We start from the raw sequence: 16,124 nt of genomic DNA, 5'->3' as shown, positions 1-16,124 counted from the left end.
ACGAAGATGATCAGGTTGATCACCGTGTGGTTCACCATTTCCATCGACTTCTCCTCAGCTTGTCAGTTCCAGTTCACGGCTCTTGGTCATCAGGCAAGCCGCTACGATGTCGTCTTTCATATCGATGGCAAGCTTGCCATCCTTGTCGGTGATCAGCTTGAGGAAGTCCAGCACGTTGCGCGCGTAGAGCGCGGAGGCGTCCGCCGCAACCATGCCGGCCAGGTTGGTGTGGCCGATCAGCGTGACGCCATGGCGCTCCACCACTTCGTCGGCCACCGTCAGCGGGCAGTTGCCGCCCTGCGCCGCGGCCAGGTCGACCACCACCGAGCCCGGCTTCATCGCCTTCACGGTCTCCTCCTTGAGCAGCACCGGCGCCTGGCGGCCCGGGATCAGCGCGGTAGTGATGACGATGTCGGCGGCCTTGGCGCGCTCGTGCACCAGTTCGGCCTGGCGCCGCATCCAGTCGGGTGGCATGGGGCGGGCATAGCCGCCCACGCCCTGCGCGATCTCGCGCTCTTCGTCGGTGACGAAGGGCACATCGAGGAATTTGCCACCCAGCGATTCGATCTGTTCCTTGACGGCGGGGCGCACGTCGGATGCTTCGATCACCGCGCCCAGCCGCTTGGCGGTGGCGATGGCCTGCAGGCCGGCCACGCCGGCGCCGAGGACCAGCACGCGCGCCGCCTTGACGGTGCCGGCGGCGGTCATCAGCATCGGCATGAAGCGCTGGTAGTGGTGGGCGGCGACCAGCACGGCCTTGTAGCCTGCGATATTGGCCTGGGAGGAGAGCACGTCCATGCTCTGCGCGCGGGTGGTGCGCGGCGCCGCCTCGAGCGCGAAGCCGATAATGCCGGCGGCAGACATGCGGGCTTTGTTTTCCGCATCGAAAGGGTTGAGCATGCCGACCAGCACAGCGCCTTCGTTCATCCGGTCCAGTTCGGCCGGGGTCGGGGCGCGGACCTTGAGCACCAACTGCGCGCCCAAGGCGTCGGCGGCGCTGCCGATGCGGGCACCGGCCGCCTCGTAGGCAGCGTCGGGCTGGCTGGCGCGCAATCCCGCACCGGCTTGCACGATAACCTGGTGGCCCTGTGCTACATATTTCTTGACTGTCTCCGGGGTGGCGGCAACGCGTGCTTCGCCTGCCCGCACTTCTGTCGGGATACCCATCTGCATTGTGTATTCTCCTATGCTCTTGTCTTGCCGTCGCGCGGCCTCGTGACCGGACTGCCGGGCGCCTTCAGTTCAAGAAGCGCTTCCCCACGCAGAGCCCTGGCGGATCATGGAGAACCCGCGTGGCTCGCGTGAAGCCGTTGCTAGCATCTGGGGACAGGGTCTCGATCCGGACTTGCTGGAAAGAAACCGCCGACAGCATGGGCACCGGCGGCGAATGCACCGCCGCCGGGCCCGCTGCTTGTCAACAGGTCAACAGGTCAAACGGTCAACAGGGGACTTCGCCTTCGAGCGTCACCCGGTTCAGGATGCGCTCGGCCTCGCCGTAGTCGTGTACGGCGTAGTGCATGGTGCACCGGTTGTCCCACATCACGACATCGCCTTCCTGCCACATATGGCGGTAGACGTTATCGGGGCTGGTCGAGTGTTCGTAGAGAAAGTCGAGCAAAGGCCGGCTTTCGGCGGGCGTCATGCCCTCGATGGAGTGAGCCGTATCGGGATGCCCCACATAGAGCGCCTTGCGGCGTGTCTCCGGATGGGTGCGAACCAGCGGGTGGACCGCCGAGGGCACCGCATCCGATCCCGTCATCCTGGCGAGCCGCAGTCCCGTGAAACGCACGCGCAGGCCTTCGAGCATGCGTTGCATTGCGGGCGAAAGACGCTCGTAGGCCAGATATTGATTGCACCACATCGTGTCTCCGCCGCGCGGGACCACCACCGCGGAAAGAATGGAGATCTTGGGCGGCACCTCGGTATAGATGGAGTCGGAGTGCCAGGCCTCGGTGGATGCCGTCTCCTTGGGAATCTTGGTGACCTGGGCGAGCTCCGGGAAGTCCGAGAGGCCTTTCAGCAGCGGGTTACCCTGCACGGGCTTGCCCCAGCGCCGGGCGAAGGCAATCTGCGCCGCGGGCTGAAGGTTTTGGCCGCGGTAGACCAGCACGCCGTATTCAAGGAACCCCCGATGCAGCACTTCGAAGGCCGCATCGCTCACCGGTTCGTTCAGATTGACGCCTTCCACCGACGCGCCAACCGAGCCGGTGAGCGGTGTGATCTGGATACTCATKGATGTCTCCTGTTCGTTTCTCGAATCTGTATGGGAATTCTTGAAGACTGGATTACTCGACGACAAGAACGATCTTGCCGACGTGCTGGTCTTGCTGCATATAGGCGTGCGCTTCGCCAATGGCAGTCATCGGGAAGGTACGGTCGATCGGCAGGCGGATCCGCCCAGCCGCCAGGAAGGGCAGCATGTCGCGCGCACAGGCCTGGATGCATTCCAGGCGTTCCTGCTCGGAGCGGGTACGGAATGTCACGCCAACCAGCGTGAGGCGCTTGAGCCAGAGCAGGCTCAGGTCGATCTGGGCCGTGTTCGAACCCAAGCGGGCAATATTGACCAGCCGTCCCTTGACCGCGAGGCTCTTCATGTTGTCTTCGAAGACCGGGCCGCCCACGGTGTCGATTATGAGATCCACCCCGCGATTGTCGGTGGCCGCCATGACGGCGTCGACCTGGGATTCGCTCGATGAATTGATGCCCACATCGACACCGAACTGGCTCAGGCGATCGAGCTTGGCGGCCGACCGCGATGTGGCGATCACCGGCTTGGCGCCCATCAGCGAAGCGATCTGGATCGCGGCCATGGCCACGCCGCCGGACGCGCCATTGATCAGTACTGCCTGGCCGGCGCGCAACTGGCCATTGGTCACCACGGCGTCGTGGGCCGTGATGAAGACATTGGGGAACGCCGCGGCATCGATCCAGGAAAGACCATCGGGCACGGCCATCAGCGCCAGTGGATCGGCAATCACATACTCGGCCTGGCACGCACGGCCGTGGCCCATGACCCGATCCCCCTCGCGCCACCCGTGCACGCCTTCGCCGACCGCTTCCACCTCGCCCGCAAACTCGACGCCCGCGGTGATCGTGTTGCCCGTGCGCAATTCGCGGGCCTGGTTGATTTCGCCCCGGTTCAGACCGGCGGCACGCACCCTGACCAGAACCTGGCCGGCGCCAGCAACCGGAGCCGGGATGTCCTGTATTTCCACTTTGCCGCCCGTAGGGCTCGGTATGACTCGTACTGCTTTCACTGCGGTCTCCTTTTCATATGGTGCTGCAGTAGATTGATCACTCGCTGGCGCGGGCCTTCGCGCGGATCAGCGCCAGCAATTCAAGGGCGCGCTCGGCGGCGCGCTCGCCGCCCGCCAGGTTGCCGCGGACAAAGGGCGGCCGGATATCCTCGATTTCGGCCAGCATCTGCATCAACTCGCCGTCCGCGATGCTGAGCCGTCGGAACTCGTTGATGGTCAGCAGGTAAGTGTGAAAGACGTCGCTATCCGGCTGGTTCGCACGCAGGCGATGCAGCGCGGCGTTCAACCAGTGCGTGCCCGCCAGCATGGCGGCCTCGATCTTGATCTCGTAGTCGGCTGGGCCGCACTTCTGCAGCGAGCGCTCGATCCGGCGCGCGATGGCGATGTGGGCTTCAACGTGCATCTTTTTCTCCTTGCATCCGGCAGGCCAGCAGCCGCAGGCAACGGGCAAGGGCTGCATCGCATTCCCCGGCAATGGCCGCCGTGGGCGCCACCCCCTCGCGCAGGCAGGGATCCCGATGGCGTTCGACGATCTCCATCTCATGCATCATCGCCGCCACATCCTCCGGGACCGGTGCATCGATCTTCGGCCTGCCCACGTGCAGCACATCGCCGAGCGGGCCGAATGCCGCACGCAGCGAGCCGTCCGGCTGTGGCACCAGGTAGGCGCCTGGCTGCGTCGGGAACACGTCGTCGTCCAGCGTGACGGCGGCATGATGGAGTGCTGCATTGACGGCGTGCGTGCCAGCCGTCATCCCGGTCCAGAACCACAGCTCGAAGTCCTGTAGGGGATCGAGGCGTTCGCGCAATGCTTCGAGTTTCGCAATCTTCTCCATGTGGGAAGCCACCTTCATGCCTTGTCTCCTGAATTGGCGGGCACTGCTGTGCCGCCCTTGTTGTGAAGATAGGCACAGCGCGCCTTGCTGTCAAGAACTTCTATATAGGACTTTGACTTTTGGACTAGTGGATTCCCCCAGTAAGCCTTGACATGCTGGCTTTCCGTTAACTACAGTACATCAAACACCTATATAGGAATCCAGAAAATGCCACGTGCCATCGTACTCAACCAGGCGGACAACGTCGCCACGCTGCTCGATGCCGGCCGTGCCGGCGAGCCCTGCACCTTGCAAGGAGAGGTATCGGGCCAGATGACCCTGCTCCAGGATGTGCCGTTCGGCCATAAGGTCTGTATCGCGGATACCCCGCAGAGCGCCAATGTCCTGAAGTACGGCCAGGTCATCGGGCGGGCCAGCCGGAACCTGAAGGCTGGTGAACACATGCACGTGCACAACATCGAGTCGACCCGCGCCCGCGGCGATCTGGAAAAGAGGTAAGAAAATGGCAATGACATTCCTTGGCTACCGCCGCGAGAACGACGCAGTTGGCGTACGCAACTGGGTAGCGGTGATTTCCGTGATGGACAACTGCAACCCGGTCACGCGCACCATCGCGCAAACCGTCAGCGGCTGCATTCCCGTCACCACCTTGTTCGTGCGTGGGCAGTTCGGCGCGGACCTGGATTTCGCTTATGAGTCGCTGGCAGGACTGGGACGCAATCCCAATGTCGCCGCAGTCCTGCTGGTGGGACTTGAAGATTCGTCGACGGAGGAGGTGGCGCGCCGTATCCGGACTACGGGGAAACCCGTGGAAACGGTGCATCTGCAACCGAATGGCACGATCGACTGCATTGCCGCCGGCACCCGCAAGGCCTTGAAGCTCTCGCTTGCGGCCTCGCGTGCCAGGCGCGAACCCTGCCCGGTTTCGGCCCTGGTACTGGGCGTCGAGTGCGGCGGTTCGGATACCACCTCCGGCCTGAGCTGCAATCCGACGATCGGCCGTCTGGCCGACCGTGTGATCGAAGCAGGCGGCACCATCATTATTTCCGAGACGTCCGAGTTCATCGGCGCGGAGCACCTCTTCGCGGAACGCGCCGTCGACGATTCGGTGAGGGATGCCTTCGTCAAGGCGGTCYGCGGCATGGAGAACCTCGCGATCGAGCGCGGCGTCGACATGCGCGAATCCCAGCCCTCGCCCGACAACAAGCGCGGCGGGCTGACCACGGTTGAGGAGAAGGCGCTGGGCGCGATGGCCAAGGCCGGGTCGAGCCCACTGGTCGGCGTGCTGCGCTACGGCGAGGCCCCGGTAAAAAAAGGCCTGCATTTCATGGACGCTCCGGCGGCGGCAGTGGAAAATCTCAGTGCACTTGCCGCCGGCGGTTGCCAGCTCACCTTCTTTGGTACGGGGGTCGGCAATCCGATCGGCAGCATGGTCGCGCCGACGGTCAAGGTTTGCGGCAACGTCAATACGCTGGAAACCATGGCCGATAACATTGATTTCGACGCAAGCGGGATCCTCGAGAAGGGACAGAAGATCTCGGATGTGGGCGATCGGCTGTATGCCTACGCCATGGATGTGGCGTCCGGCACCCGTCTCAGCAGCGAGATACTCGACATCAGGGAAACCGCAATCAGTCGATTTGCACTTAGCCTCTGAGTCAACATGACAAAGCTGATCAGCGTCTCCGACGCCATTATCCGTTCCATTGAATCCGGCGCGCTGCGCGAGGGCGACAGGTTGCCTTCCGAGGGCGAGCTTGCCACGGCGCACGGCGTCAGCGTGGGCACCATCCAGAAGGCGCTGGCGCGCCTTTCGAACTCCGGACTGATCACCCGCGAGCAGGGCCGCGGCACCTTCGTCTCGGGCGCCAGGGTCGCGCCTGCCGATGTGCGCTACCTGCGCTTTCGCGATGCCGAGGGAAACGAGCTGCCTTCCTACGTCCATGCGCGCTCGGTCAAGCGGCTCAAGCGCAAAGGGCCGTGGTCGGAGTTTCTCGATGGCGAAGCCTTCGTTCGCATTGAACGCATCATCAATGTGGGCGGGCGCTTCGACCTGTACAGCGAGTTCTGGCTGCGCGAGGAGGAATTCGCGCAACTGGGCGGCGTTGAACGCGACGAACTCGAAAAGAATCTGCGGGAACTGCTCGGGCAGCGCCTGGCGCTACCGACGCTGCGCGTGGACCAGTGGGTGCGATTCGACGAAATCCCGTCGGTAGCGGCCCGCGAGCTTGGCCTCGAAGCCGGGCAGCCGGGCTTCGTCATGGAACTGCGTGGCTATACGCTGCGTGACCGCCCCCTGTATTACCAGACGGTCTATGCCGGCCCGTTTTCAGAGCGCCTCATGGTGGTGCGGGAGAAGGCCTCATGAGCACGCATTGGAACGTTCAGGCGCTGGAGCAATGGACGACCCGGGTATTCGAAGGCTGCGGCGTGCCGCCGGAGCAAGCGGCCGAAGCCGCCGCGATCCTGGTACGCAGCGAGTTGCGGGGCTACAAGACGCACGGCATGACCCGCCTGGCGTCTTATGTGGAGCGGCTGCGGGCGAACGAGTTCAATCCCGGGCCGGTGATGGCATACCGATCCTTCCCCGGCGGCATCGTGCTGCAGGCCGATGGCGCCATGGGGCAGATCGCCGGTCCTTATGCGGTGCGCCTGGGACTGGAAGCCCTGGAGACCAGCGCTTCCGTACTGATCGTGCTGCAATCGTGCGGCCATCTGGGGGCGCTCGGCATCCACGCCCTGCTGGCGGCGGAGGCCGGAGCCTTCTCCATGATCGGGCAACGCACGCCGCCGGCGCTCGCGATGGAGGGATTCCCGCGCGCGGCGATCGGGCACAACCCGATTGCGTTCGGTTGCCCGCTGCCGGGGCAAGCGCCGATCGTATTCGATGTGGCGTGCAGCGTGGCCGCGCGCGGCCATATCCTGCTCGCGGCGCGTGAGGGAAAGCCGATCCCGGAAGGGTGGGCGCTGGATGCGGACGGCCGGCCCACCACCGATGCAAAGCGCGCGCTGGGCGGGTCACTGCTGCCCATGGGCGGGCACAAGGGCATCGGCATTGCCATGATGGTGGAGTGCCTCGCCGGTGCCCTGGCGGCCACCGCGGCGCCTCACGCACCGGCGCCGGGCAATAGTCCGCATGGCCGTGCCGCCGCCATGCAGGACGGATTCCTGTGGATGGTAAAGCCGGAATCCTTCGCCGGGCAGGCGCCCTTTGGCGACTATATGAAGCAGTGGACCGACACCTACCTTTGCGCGGGCGGCGACGACGCGCGGCTGCCTGGCAATCGTGGCGATGCCCTGGAGCGCGAGGCACGCGAGCATGGTATTGCGCTGCCCGCCGCGATCGCGCAGGAGTTAGGCGCGCTTGGCGAACGGCTCGGCGTGCGGTTTCCGACATCAGCATCAGCATAAGCACAGAAGCGCCAGACTTACCGGGTCCTTGCGAGCCCGGCGGGCGCTGGCCGCCCTCCCCACAACATAATTGGCGAGTACCAGTCCTATGAATGCTCCTCTCTCAGACGCCTCACGCAAGGCCATGGAAATCGTCACGCTCGACGACAAGTACGCACTGGACACGGGGCGCGCTTTCATGAGCGGCGTCCAGGCACTGGTGCGCCTGCCGCTGCTGCAGCGCAAGCGCGATACCCTGGCCGGCCACAATACCGCCGCATTCATTTCCGGCTACCGGGGCTCTCCGCTTGGCGGATATGACCAGGCGTTGTGGCAGGCCAAGAAGCACCTCGCGGACAATCATGTCGTCTTCAAGCCCGGCGTCAACGAGGAACTCGGCGTAACCGCGGTGTGGGGCTCGCAGCAACTCGAGTTCGATGCCGAGAGCAAGAAGTACGACGGCGTCTTTGGCATCTGGTACGGCAAGGGCCCGGGGGTGGACCGCAGCGGCGACGCGCTCAAGCACGCCAATCTGGCGGGCACGGCGCCGCTGGGTGGTGTGATCGCACTGGCCGGGGACGACCATGTGTCCAAGAGCAGCACGCTCGCGCACCAGAGCGACCATACGTTCATCGCTTGCGGGCTGCCGGTGTTCTTTCCCGCCAGCGTGCAGGACATTCTGGACCTGGGCGTGCATGCCTTCGCCATGAGCCGCTTCAGTGGCTTGTGGGCCGGCATGAAGACCGTGCAGGAGGTGGTGGAGGCGGGCGCATCGGTGGTGACCGATGCCGACCGGGTGCGCATCCTGCTGCCCGAGGACTTTGCCAGGCCGGAGGGCGGCTTGCATATCCGCTGGCCCGACGATCCGCTGGCGGCGGAAGCGCGGATGATGGAGATCAAGTGGCCGGCGGCGCTTGCCTATATCCGCGCCAACCGGCTTAACCGCAATGTGATTGAAGGGCCGAACGACCGTCTCGGCATCATTGCCAGCGGCAAGGCCTACAGCGATACCCGGCAGGCGCTGGCCGACCTTGGCCTGGACGATGCCTTGTGCCGCGCCATCGGCGTGCGGCTCCATAAGGTGGGCGTGGTGTGGCCGCTCGAGCCGGCGGGCGTGCGCGAGTTCGCGCACGGCCTGCGCGAAATCCTCGTGGTCGAGGAGAAGCGCCCGATCATCGAGCAGCAGTTGAAGGATGAGCTGTACCACTATCGCGCCGACGCGCGGCCTGCCGTGATCGGCAAGTACGAACCGGCCGACGGTGAAGGCGCCGGCGGTGAATGGAGTCACCGCAAGCCGGCGGAAAACTGGCTGCTGCGCGCCAAGGCCGACCTGACCCCCGCGCTGATCGCCAAGGCCATCGCGGGCCGGTTGAAGAAGCTGGGCGTGCCCCCGGATATCGCCGCGCGGATGGACGTGCGCCTGGCGCAAATCGAGGCCAAGGATCGCCAGTTCCCCCAGGGCGACAGCCGCGGCACCGACCGTCTCCCGTGGTTCTGCCCCGGTTGCCCGCATAACACCAGCACGCGCGTGCCGGAAGGATCGATCGCCATGGCCGGGATCGGATGCCACGGCATGGTGGTCTGGATGGACCGTTCGACCACGTCGTGGACGCAGATGGGCGGCGAGGGCGTGCCCTGGATGGGGCAGGCGCCGTTCAGCAAGCGCGCGCACATGTTCGCCAATCTTGGCGACGGCACGTACAACCACTCCGGATCGCTGGCGGTGCGGCAATCGATCAATGCCGGCGTCAATATCACCTACAAGATCCTCTACAACAGCGCCGTTGCCATGACGGGCGGGCAACCGGTCGACGGGCAACTGGACGTGCCGGGCATGACGCGCGAACTGGCGTCGGAGGGAGCGAAGCGCATTGTCGTGGTGACCGACGAGCCGCAGAAATATGCCGTCGTCAAGGACCTGGCGCCGGGCGTCACCATACGCCACCGCGATGAGCTCGATGCCGTGCAGCGCGAGTTGCGGGTGGTCGAGGGTGCCACCGTGATCATCTACGACCAGGCGTGCGCCACCAAGAAGCGGCGGGAACGCAAGCGCGGCACGATGGTCGATCCGGACAAGCGGGTCATCATCAATGAGCTGGTTTGCGAAGGCTGCGGGGATTGTTCGGTCGAGAGCAACTGCGTAGCGGTACAGCCGCTCGAAACCGAGTTCGGCCGCAAGCGGGAGATCAACCAGAACACCTGCAACAAGGACTTTTCCTGCGTCAAGGGTTTCTGCCCGAGTTTCGTCACGGTGGAGGGCGGCAAGCTCAAGAAGCCGGAAGCGGCGCGCAAGGCGAAGCTCTCCGATATGCCGGTACTGCCCGAGCCGAAGCTGCCGGATGCCGCCAAGGCCCAGCGCATCGTGGTGGCGGGCGTCGGCGGGACGGGGATCGTCACCATCGGCCAGGTACTCGGCATGGCGGCCCACCTGGAAGGCAAGAGCGTGATCACGCAGGATGCCACCGGCATGGCGCAGATGGGTGGCGCGACCTGGAGCCACATCCAGATTGCCGACGGGCCCGACGCCCTGCACGCAACGCGCGTCGATGTCGCCATGGCTGACCTGGTGATCGCCTCCGATACGGTGGTCGGCGCCAGCAAGGCAACGCTGGCGACCCTGTCGCAGGGCCGCACCTTTGTCGTGCTCAACAGCCACGTGACGCCGACTTCGGCCTTTGTCCGCGATCCGGACTGGCAGTCTCACAGCGACCAGGCCATTGCGGCGATCGCGCAAGGCGTCGAGGCAGGCCATTTCGGCATCTTCGATGCCGAGCAAGTGGCGACGCAATTGCTCGGCCAGTCGATCTACTCCAACCTGATGCTGCTCGGCTACGCCTGGCAGAAGGGCAGGGTGCCGCTGTCGCGTGAAGCGCTGATGCGCGCGATCGAACTCAACGCCGTGCAGGTCGACAACAACAAGGCGGCCTTTGAGTGGGGCCGGCACTGCGCGCACGATCTGGCCAAGGTGCCGGTGCGATCCGCCGATGCCCAGGTGGTTCAGTTCGTCAGGAAGCCATCGCTCGGCGATTTCATCGACAAGCGCGCCGAGTTCCTCGTCAGCTACCAGAACCGCGCCTATGCCGCGCAGTATGAAGATTTTGTCGCCAGGGTGCAGGCGGTGGAGTCGCGCCTCGGCAGCAGCAAGGTCACCGAAGCGGTCGCACGCTACCTGTTCAAGCTGATGGCCTACAAGGATGAGTACGAGGTGGCGCGGCTGCATACCGACCCGGCCTTCATCGGGAAGGTTGCCGCGATGTTCGAAGGCGACTTCAAGCTGGTCCACCATCTCGCACCGCCGATGATGGCCAGGAAGAACGAGAAGGGCGAACTCGTCAAGCGGCCATTTGGTTCGTGGATGCGCACTGCGTTCCGCGTGATGGCCCAGATGAAAGGCCTGCGGGGTACCCCGTTCGACGCCTTCGGCTACACCGGGGAACGCAAGGTGGAGCGAGCACTGATTGGCGAGTACCGCAAGAGCATCGAAGCGCTTCTGCCGACGCTGTCGCAACAGAATCTCGATCTGGCACTGGAAATCGCACGCCTTCCGGAAGACATCCGCGGCTATGGCCATGTCAAGGCACGCAATCTCGTGGCTGTGCGGGCCAGATGGGAGCGCCTGATGGCGCAGTGGCATGACGCGCAGGGCGCCCCGAGCGAAGCCGGGCCGAAGCGCAAGGCCAATGCCTGAGCTAAAGGCAGCGTGCCCATAGGCAGATTTGTGTGTAGAGCATCATCAAAACACTATAAAGACTGGAGACCGTGATGAACTTCGTACTGCGCCGTGCAGGCCTGCTTCTGTCCGCCATAGCACTGGCTGCTACCGTCCCCGGCGCGTGGGCGCAGGGTGGGTACCCAAACAAGCCGATTCGCATCATCGTACCGTGGCCCGCTGGCGGCGGCGTCGACTCCGTCACCCGTACGGTTGCGGAAAAGCTCTCCATCAGCCTTGGCCAGCAGGTCCTGGTGGACAACCGGCCCGGCGCCACCGGCAATATCGGCGCGGGCATGGGCGCAAAGGCGGCGCCGGATGGCTATACGCTGCTGGTGGCAAGCGCGCCGATGACGATCAACCCGAGCCTCTACAGCAACCTGCCCTTCGACACGAGCAAGGATTTTGCACCGCTCAGCCTGCTGGCCAGTTCACCCTATGTGCTGGTGGTGAATCCGGCGGTGGCGAAATCGGTGACGGAACTGGTGGCCCGCGCCAGGTCGGAGCCGGGGCGGATGAGCTATGCATCGCCAGGGCCGGGGACGCAACAGCACCTGATCGGAGAGTCATTCAAGGAAGCCGCCCACATCAACGTCATCCACGCCCCTTACAAGGGGGGGCCGCAGGCGCTGACCGACATGGTAGGCGGCCATATCCAGATGATGTTTCACGGCCTTCCCGCGGTGTTGCCGTTCATGAAATCCGGCCAGCTCAGAGCCATCGCGGTCGCCAGCAAGCAGCGCCTGGCCTTGCTGCCGGATGTGCCGACCATGGCGGAAGCGGGGTTTCCCGGTATCGAGGCGAGCGAATGGTATGGCCTGGTGGCGCCTGCCGGGACGCCGAAGGAGATCGTGGTTCGTCTCAGCACGGAGATCGGGAAAGCCCTGAACATGCCAAGTGTCCGCGATCAGTTGATCGGCAGAGGCTATGAACCGGCCAGCAACACCCCCGAGCAGTTCAGCACGTTTATCGCTGCCGAGCAGAAGAAGTGGGCCATCGTGGTCAAGCAATCCGGGGTGCGCCTGGATTAGCGGATACCTGTGCGGAAGCGCAGAGCCATTGCCTTCGGGGTTGCTACCTCATGGAAACAACATACAGGGAATCCATATGAGATTCGTACGGCGTCTCGCGCAGCGCGCTCTGTGCGTCATCACGCTTGCGGCAAGCCTGTCCCCGGCCTGGGCGCAGGACGGCTTTCCCAGCCGTCCGATCCGGATGATCGTACCCTGGCCGGCCGGAGGCAGTGTCGATGTCGCCACGCGGATTGTTGCGGAGAAACTGACACTCAGCCTCGGGCAGCAGGTCATAGTCGACAACCGGCCCGGGGCAGGCGGGAATATTGGCGCGGCGGCCGGCGCCAAGGCCGCGCCCGATGGCTATACGCTGCTGGTGGCGACCACCCCGATGCTCATCAACCARAGCCTCTATGGCGGCCTGCCTTTTGACACGGTCAAGAGCTTCGCGCCGGTGAGCTTGCTGGTCACGCTGAACTATGTGCTGGTGGTGAACCCGGCCGTGGCCAGCTCGGTCAAGGAGCTGGTCGTGCAAGCCAAGGCCCGCCCGGGGCAGATCAGCTACGCGTCGTCCGGGCCCGGAACCCAGCTGCACCTGCTCGGCGAAGCATTCAGGCAGCAGGCTGGCATCGATATCGTGCACGTGCCTTACAAGGGTGCGCCGCCGGCGCTGACGGACATGATCGGCGGCCATATCCAGATGATGTTCCCTGGCCTCCCGGTGGTCCAGCCACTGCTCAAGTCCGGGCAACTCAAGGCACTCGCGGTGGTCGGCAAACGGCGTCTGGCGCTGCTGCCGGACGTGCCGACCATGGCGGAAGCGGGATTCCCGGGCGTCGATTCAACCGAATGGTATGGCGTGGTCGCGCCAGCCGGGACACCGAAGAACATCGTGGCGCGGCTCAATGGCGAGATTGTGAAAGCCCTGAATATGCCGGATGTGCATGCGCGCCTCGCCAACAAGGGTTTTGAACCCGCCGGCGGCACGGCCGAGCAGTTCTCCGCGCTGATCGGGGCGGAGCAGGTGAGTTGGGCAAGCCTGGTCAGGCAACTGAATCTTCGACTCTGAGATTGCCATCCGCTCAGCAACGACTACCGACGGCGAGCCATGTACTCGCTGATCCACCGCCGCAAGGCAGGAGACACCAATGCCCTCTGATCCAACCGCGATGGGAGCCACATCCCGATGCGCCACGCCTAACGCGACGGCACCCAAGCCGCTATCCAAGGTTTCGGCCGTTTCGGCCATTACCATTGGCGGCGCCCTGGAATTGTATGACTCGGGTGTCTACAACTTCTTCGCCCTGCTGATCGTTCCCCTGTATTTTCCCGTCGGCAATCCGCTCGGCCAGCTGCTGCTGTCCTTCGGCACGTTCGGGGCCGGTTACCTGATGCGGCCACTGGGCGGACTGGTGATCGGTGCGTATGCCGACCGCGTCGGCCGCAAGCCGGCAGTGGTGCTCTCGATGTGGCTGATGGCCTTCAGCGCGCTGATTCTGGTGCTGACGCCGCCCTATGCCCAACTCGGCGTCCTTGCCCCCGTGCTGATGATCCTCGCCCGCCTGATCCAGGGCTTCGCCATTGGCGGCGAGATGGGCTCCGCCAGCGCGATGCTGCTCGAGTATGCGGATGAGCGCTCGCGCGGCTTCTACACTAGCTGGCAGGCATCCAGCCAGGGCGTTGCCGCTGTGTTCGCTGCCTTGGTCGCACTGGTGCTGAGTAATGCGCTGCCGCCTTCCGCGCTTGAGTCGTGGGGGTGGCGCGTCGCCTTCCTGATTGGCATTCTGGTGATTCCGATCGGTCAGGTCATCCGGCGCCGCCTGGAGGAGACGCTGGTGCCGGAGCCGAAGAAGGCGTCGAAGAAGGGCGCCGGCCGCCAGCTGATGAGGGCGCATTGGCGCGAATTGGTGGCGAGCGTCCTGCTGATGATCGGCCTCGCGGCCTCGATCCACGTCATCGCCTTCTACCTGGCCAACTACGCGACCTTCCAGCTGCACATCTCGCGCGGCGATGCCATCTGGGCAGGCTTCGTCGCCTCCCTGGTGCTGGCGGTGTTCGCACCGCTGTCCGGCTGGCTCTGCGATCGCGTCGGGCGCCGGAAAGTCGTGTGGTGGTCCCGGGTGGCGCTGCTCGTCATGATCTATCCGGCCTTCTCGCTCCTTAACCGCATTCCATCCCTGACCTGCCTGCTGATCGTGGTAGGGCTGCTGGCCGTACCGATGGCGATGACGTCTCCTGCCACGATGGTGCTGGTCAGCGAGGTGCTGCCGCAGCGGCTGCGCGCAACCGGCATGTCGGTGACCTATTACGTGGCGATCGCGCTGTTCGGCGGCTTCGCGCAGTTGTTCTCGACCATGCTGATGCAGGTCACGGGCAACCCCAACGCGCCGGCTCTCTATGTCATTGGCTGCGGGGTTGTCTCGCTGATCGGACTCGCGATGGTGCCCGAAACGCTGGGGCGGCGTTTGTCATGAAGACGCCAGATTGAGTCGATGGCGCGCGCCGGGACCGTGATCGCCACGAACATTTCATCGATATCGAGGGGGCGAATGAAGGTCCTGTCGTCTCGTGCCAGGCATCGAAAATGGAAACGAATGGGAATGCCGGTTCCACTTGCCGGGGATGCCGACGGGAAAGCCGCGGAACCGTATCGAAACCTGATGGCATTCGCAGCCAGGCATGAGGTGGCATATGGATGACCCTGCCCTTGTTCCGGATCTCATATACACTCCAGAGCGGCAATCTAGTGATGATCGCAGGGAGAGAGGGGCCTATATGCAGAATGCACTGGAGTTGTACGGGGCCCAAACCGGGAATTGCATCCGTGCCGCCATCGCGCTGGAAGAGGCTGGTATTGCCTATTCCGCAAGACCCGTCAACTTGGCAACTGGAGAGCACCAGGGGCAGGAGCTACGGTCGTTGAACCCCTTCGGCAAGGTTCCGGTTCTTGTCCAACGTGCCTCTGGCGCCGGGTTTGTCCTCGCGCAGTCCAACGCCATCATCTTGTTCGCGGCAGAGTCCTCTCCGACCACTCTGCTGCCGGCCGATCCAGTCGCGCGGGCCAAGGTGTACGAGCGGTTCTTCTATTTTTTGACCGACGTCATTGCGGTGAGCCATGGGGCATTCAAGCTCCAACAGATCGGAGCGTCCGACCAGGCGAAATCCATCAACGAACTCGCCGTATCCGCACTACTTGACGGCGGCCGGTTCCTGGCATTTTCCGCTTTTATGGCAGGCGAGTCGTTTTCGGTTGCCGACATCGCGGCATTCACCATTGCACGCGCATTTCACGACGCCATCGAATGGAGCGAGCATCCAGAACTTGCTCGCTGGTATCGGGAGGTTGCGCGTAGGCCTGCCGTGCTGAGGGGCCTGAAAGTGTTCGCGTAACGCGACATCCGTCTTTGATCGGAGCGCATCCCTTGCGCTGCCTAACCGTCCTCTCGATGATCCTGGTGTGGCTCCCGTTGGTATCGCGATATGCGTGCCTTTGGCGTCTGATTTGATCTGAGCTGTCACTGGCTATCGCTATTCGCCCGGTTCTTCCCTGGTCCCCATCGCGCACTTCGAGGAACCTCCGAACCCAAAAAAAATGCCGCCGAAGCGGCACAAAGAGCATGGGTGGGGCTGGATGCACGCGAGCTTCCCTGCGGGACTGCCCGCGCCACTGCGCAAATATGGCCTTGTCACATACCGTTGAACTATCGTCAGAACTTGTGGCGAATACCTACGGCGACACCGAGCATGTTGCTTTGGCCGCTGGCAAGCGCGTAGCTATTGCCAAGGGAAAGGCTGTTAGCAAAGCCAATCATCGGGGAATCCAGTCCCAGACCCGCATTCTTTGAATATGCCGTGGTCAGGTAGACATCAGTCCGCTTGGAAAGCGTGTAGTCCGCGATAAAGGCAACTTGCCATGGGT

14 protein-coding genes and 1 pseudogene are annotated in these 16,124 nt (G+C 64.1%); 9 read left to right on the top strand and 6 right to left on the bottom strand.

Annotation, left to right across the window (positions count from 1 at the left end):
* Positions 1-54 precede the first annotated feature (54 nt).
* The 5 genes from AC1DKD_RS27485 to AC1DKD_RS27465 form a co-directional block, all read right to left on the bottom strand.
* Positions 55-1,173, bottom strand: a complete 1,119-nt coding sequence (locus AC1DKD_RS27485) for a Re/Si-specific NAD(P)(+) transhydrogenase subunit alpha (protein ID WP_441626603.1) — start codon at positions 1,171-1,173, stop codon at positions 55-57.
* Positions 1,174-1,438: 265 nt separating this feature from the next.
* Positions 1,439-2,233, bottom strand: coding sequence for a TauD/TfdA dioxygenase family protein (locus tag AC1DKD_RS27480; RefSeq protein WP_441626601.1), 795 nt, complete (start codon positions 2,231-2,233; stop codon positions 1,439-1,441).
* Between the two features lie 52 nt (positions 2,234-2,285).
* On the bottom strand, positions 2,286-3,257 hold the full coding sequence (locus AC1DKD_RS27475; RefSeq protein ID WP_441626599.1) for a zinc-binding dehydrogenase: 972 nt from the start codon (positions 3,255-3,257) through the stop codon (positions 2,286-2,288).
* 37 nt (positions 3,258-3,294) lie between these two features.
* Positions 3,295-3,660: a hypothetical protein gene (locus AC1DKD_RS27470; protein ID WP_441626597.1), complete on the bottom strand. Its 366-nt coding sequence runs from the start codon at positions 3,658-3,660 to the stop codon at positions 3,295-3,297.
* Positions 3,650-4,111 carry a hypothetical protein gene (locus tag AC1DKD_RS27465; RefSeq protein WP_035867129.1) on the bottom strand — a complete coding sequence of 154 codons (462 nt, stop codon included), beginning with the start codon at positions 4,109-4,111 and terminating at the stop codon, positions 3,650-3,652. Before AC1DKD_RS27465 ends, AC1DKD_RS27470 begins: the two co-directional genes overlap by 11 nt.
* Before the next feature lie 189 nt (positions 4,112-4,300).
* Between AC1DKD_RS27465 and AC1DKD_RS27460 the strand changes: the two genes are divergently transcribed.
* The 9 genes from AC1DKD_RS27460 to AC1DKD_RS27420 all read left to right on the top strand — a co-directional run bounded on the left by AC1DKD_RS27460 (position 4,301) and on the right by AC1DKD_RS27420 (position 15,595).
* On the top strand, positions 4,301-4,591 hold the full coding sequence (locus tag AC1DKD_RS27460) for a UxaA family hydrolase (protein WP_441626595.1): 291 nt from the start codon (positions 4,301-4,303) through the stop codon (positions 4,589-4,591).
* Positions 4,592-4,595: 4 nt separating this feature from the next.
* The gene (locus tag AC1DKD_RS27455) at positions 4,596-5,750 is read left to right on the top strand and encodes a UxaA family hydrolase (RefSeq protein WP_477143931.1); all 1,155 of its coding nucleotides are present in this window, start codon (positions 4,596-4,598) and stop codon (positions 5,748-5,750) included.
* A 6-nt stretch (positions 5,751-5,756) separates the two neighbouring features.
* Positions 5,757-6,461, top strand: coding sequence for a GntR family transcriptional regulator (locus AC1DKD_RS27450; protein ID WP_441626591.1), 705 nt, complete (start codon positions 5,757-5,759; stop codon positions 6,459-6,461).
* A complete protein-coding gene (locus AC1DKD_RS27445) occupies positions 6,458-7,504 on the top strand; it encodes an Ldh family oxidoreductase (protein ID WP_441626589.1) in 1,047 nt (348 codons plus the stop codon). The genes AC1DKD_RS27450 and AC1DKD_RS27445 overlap by 4 nt, the downstream gene beginning before the upstream one ends.
* Positions 7,505-7,592: 88 nt before the next feature.
* Positions 7,593-11,171 carry an indolepyruvate ferredoxin oxidoreductase family protein gene (locus AC1DKD_RS27440; protein ID WP_441626587.1) on the top strand — a complete coding sequence of 1,193 codons (3,579 nt, stop codon included), beginning with the start codon at positions 7,593-7,595 and terminating at the stop codon, positions 11,169-11,171.
* A 74-nt stretch (positions 11,172-11,245) separates the two neighbouring features.
* The gene (locus AC1DKD_RS27435; protein ID WP_045243085.1) at positions 11,246-12,223 is read left to right on the top strand and encodes a tripartite tricarboxylate transporter substrate binding protein; all 978 of its coding nucleotides are present in this window, start codon (positions 11,246-11,248) and stop codon (positions 12,221-12,223) included.
* A 76-nt stretch (positions 12,224-12,299) separates the two neighbouring features.
* On the top strand, positions 12,300-13,274 hold the full coding sequence (locus AC1DKD_RS27430) for a Bug family tripartite tricarboxylate transporter substrate binding protein (RefSeq protein WP_441626585.1): 975 nt from the start codon (positions 12,300-12,302) through the stop codon (positions 13,272-13,274).
* Between the two features lie 79 nt (positions 13,275-13,353).
* Positions 13,354-14,679 carry an MFS transporter gene (locus tag AC1DKD_RS27425; protein ID WP_441626583.1) on the top strand — a complete coding sequence of 442 codons (1,326 nt, stop codon included), beginning with the start codon at positions 13,354-13,356 and terminating at the stop codon, positions 14,677-14,679.
* A 301-nt stretch (positions 14,680-14,980) separates the two neighbouring features.
* Positions 14,981-15,595 (top strand): glutathione S-transferase family protein, encoded by a 615-nt coding sequence (locus AC1DKD_RS27420; protein WP_441626581.1) that lies wholly within the window; start codon positions 14,981-14,983, stop codon positions 15,593-15,595.
* A 317-nt stretch (positions 15,596-15,912) separates the two neighbouring features.
* Here AC1DKD_RS27420 and AC1DKD_RS27415 read toward each other — a convergent pair.
* A pseudogene (locus tag AC1DKD_RS27415) lies at positions 15,913-16,124 on the bottom strand (porin); the annotation flags it as partial.

The organism is Cupriavidus sp. 05T313, assembly GCF_056396665.1.
Note: the sequence above shows the minus strand (reverse complement) of the source record. Positions and strands in the feature narration are given on the sequence as shown.

Bases quoted from the DNA above. Each gene is read 5' to 3' on its own strand.
- AC1DKD_RS27485 (WP_441626603.1), bottom strand. From the start codon at position 1,173: ATGCAGATGGGTATCCCGACAGAAGTGCGGGCAGGCGAAGCACGCGTT.
- AC1DKD_RS27480 (WP_441626601.1), bottom strand. From the start codon at position 2,233: ATGAGTATCCAGATCACACCGCTCACCGGCTCGGTTGGCGCGTCGGTG.
- AC1DKD_RS27470 (WP_441626597.1), bottom strand. From the start codon at position 3,660: ATGCACGTTGAAGCCCACATCGCCATCGCGCGCCGGATCGAGCGCTCG.
- AC1DKD_RS27465 (WP_035867129.1), bottom strand. From the start codon at position 4,111: ATGAAGGTGGCTTCCCACATGGAGAAGATTGCGAAACTCGAAGCATTG.
- AC1DKD_RS27460 (WP_441626595.1), top strand. From the start codon at position 4,301: ATGCCACGTGCCATCGTACTCAACCAGGCGGACAACGTCGCCACGCTG.
- AC1DKD_RS27450 (WP_441626591.1), top strand. From the start codon at position 5,757: ATGACAAAGCTGATCAGCGTCTCCGACGCCATTATCCGTTCCATTGAA.
- AC1DKD_RS27445 (WP_441626589.1), top strand. From the start codon at position 6,458: ATGAGCACGCATTGGAACGTTCAGGCGCTGGAGCAATGGACGACCCGG.
- AC1DKD_RS27440 (WP_441626587.1), top strand. From the start codon at position 7,593: ATGAATGCTCCTCTCTCAGACGCCTCACGCAAGGCCATGGAAATCGTC.
- AC1DKD_RS27435 (WP_045243085.1), top strand. From the start codon at position 11,246: ATGAACTTCGTACTGCGCCGTGCAGGCCTGCTTCTGTCCGCCATAGCA.
- AC1DKD_RS27425 (WP_441626583.1), top strand. From the start codon at position 13,354: ATGCCCTCTGATCCAACCGCGATGGGAGCCACATCCCGATGCGCCACG.
- AC1DKD_RS27420 (WP_441626581.1), top strand. From the start codon at position 14,981: ATGCAGAATGCACTGGAGTTGTACGGGGCCCAAACCGGGAATTGCATC.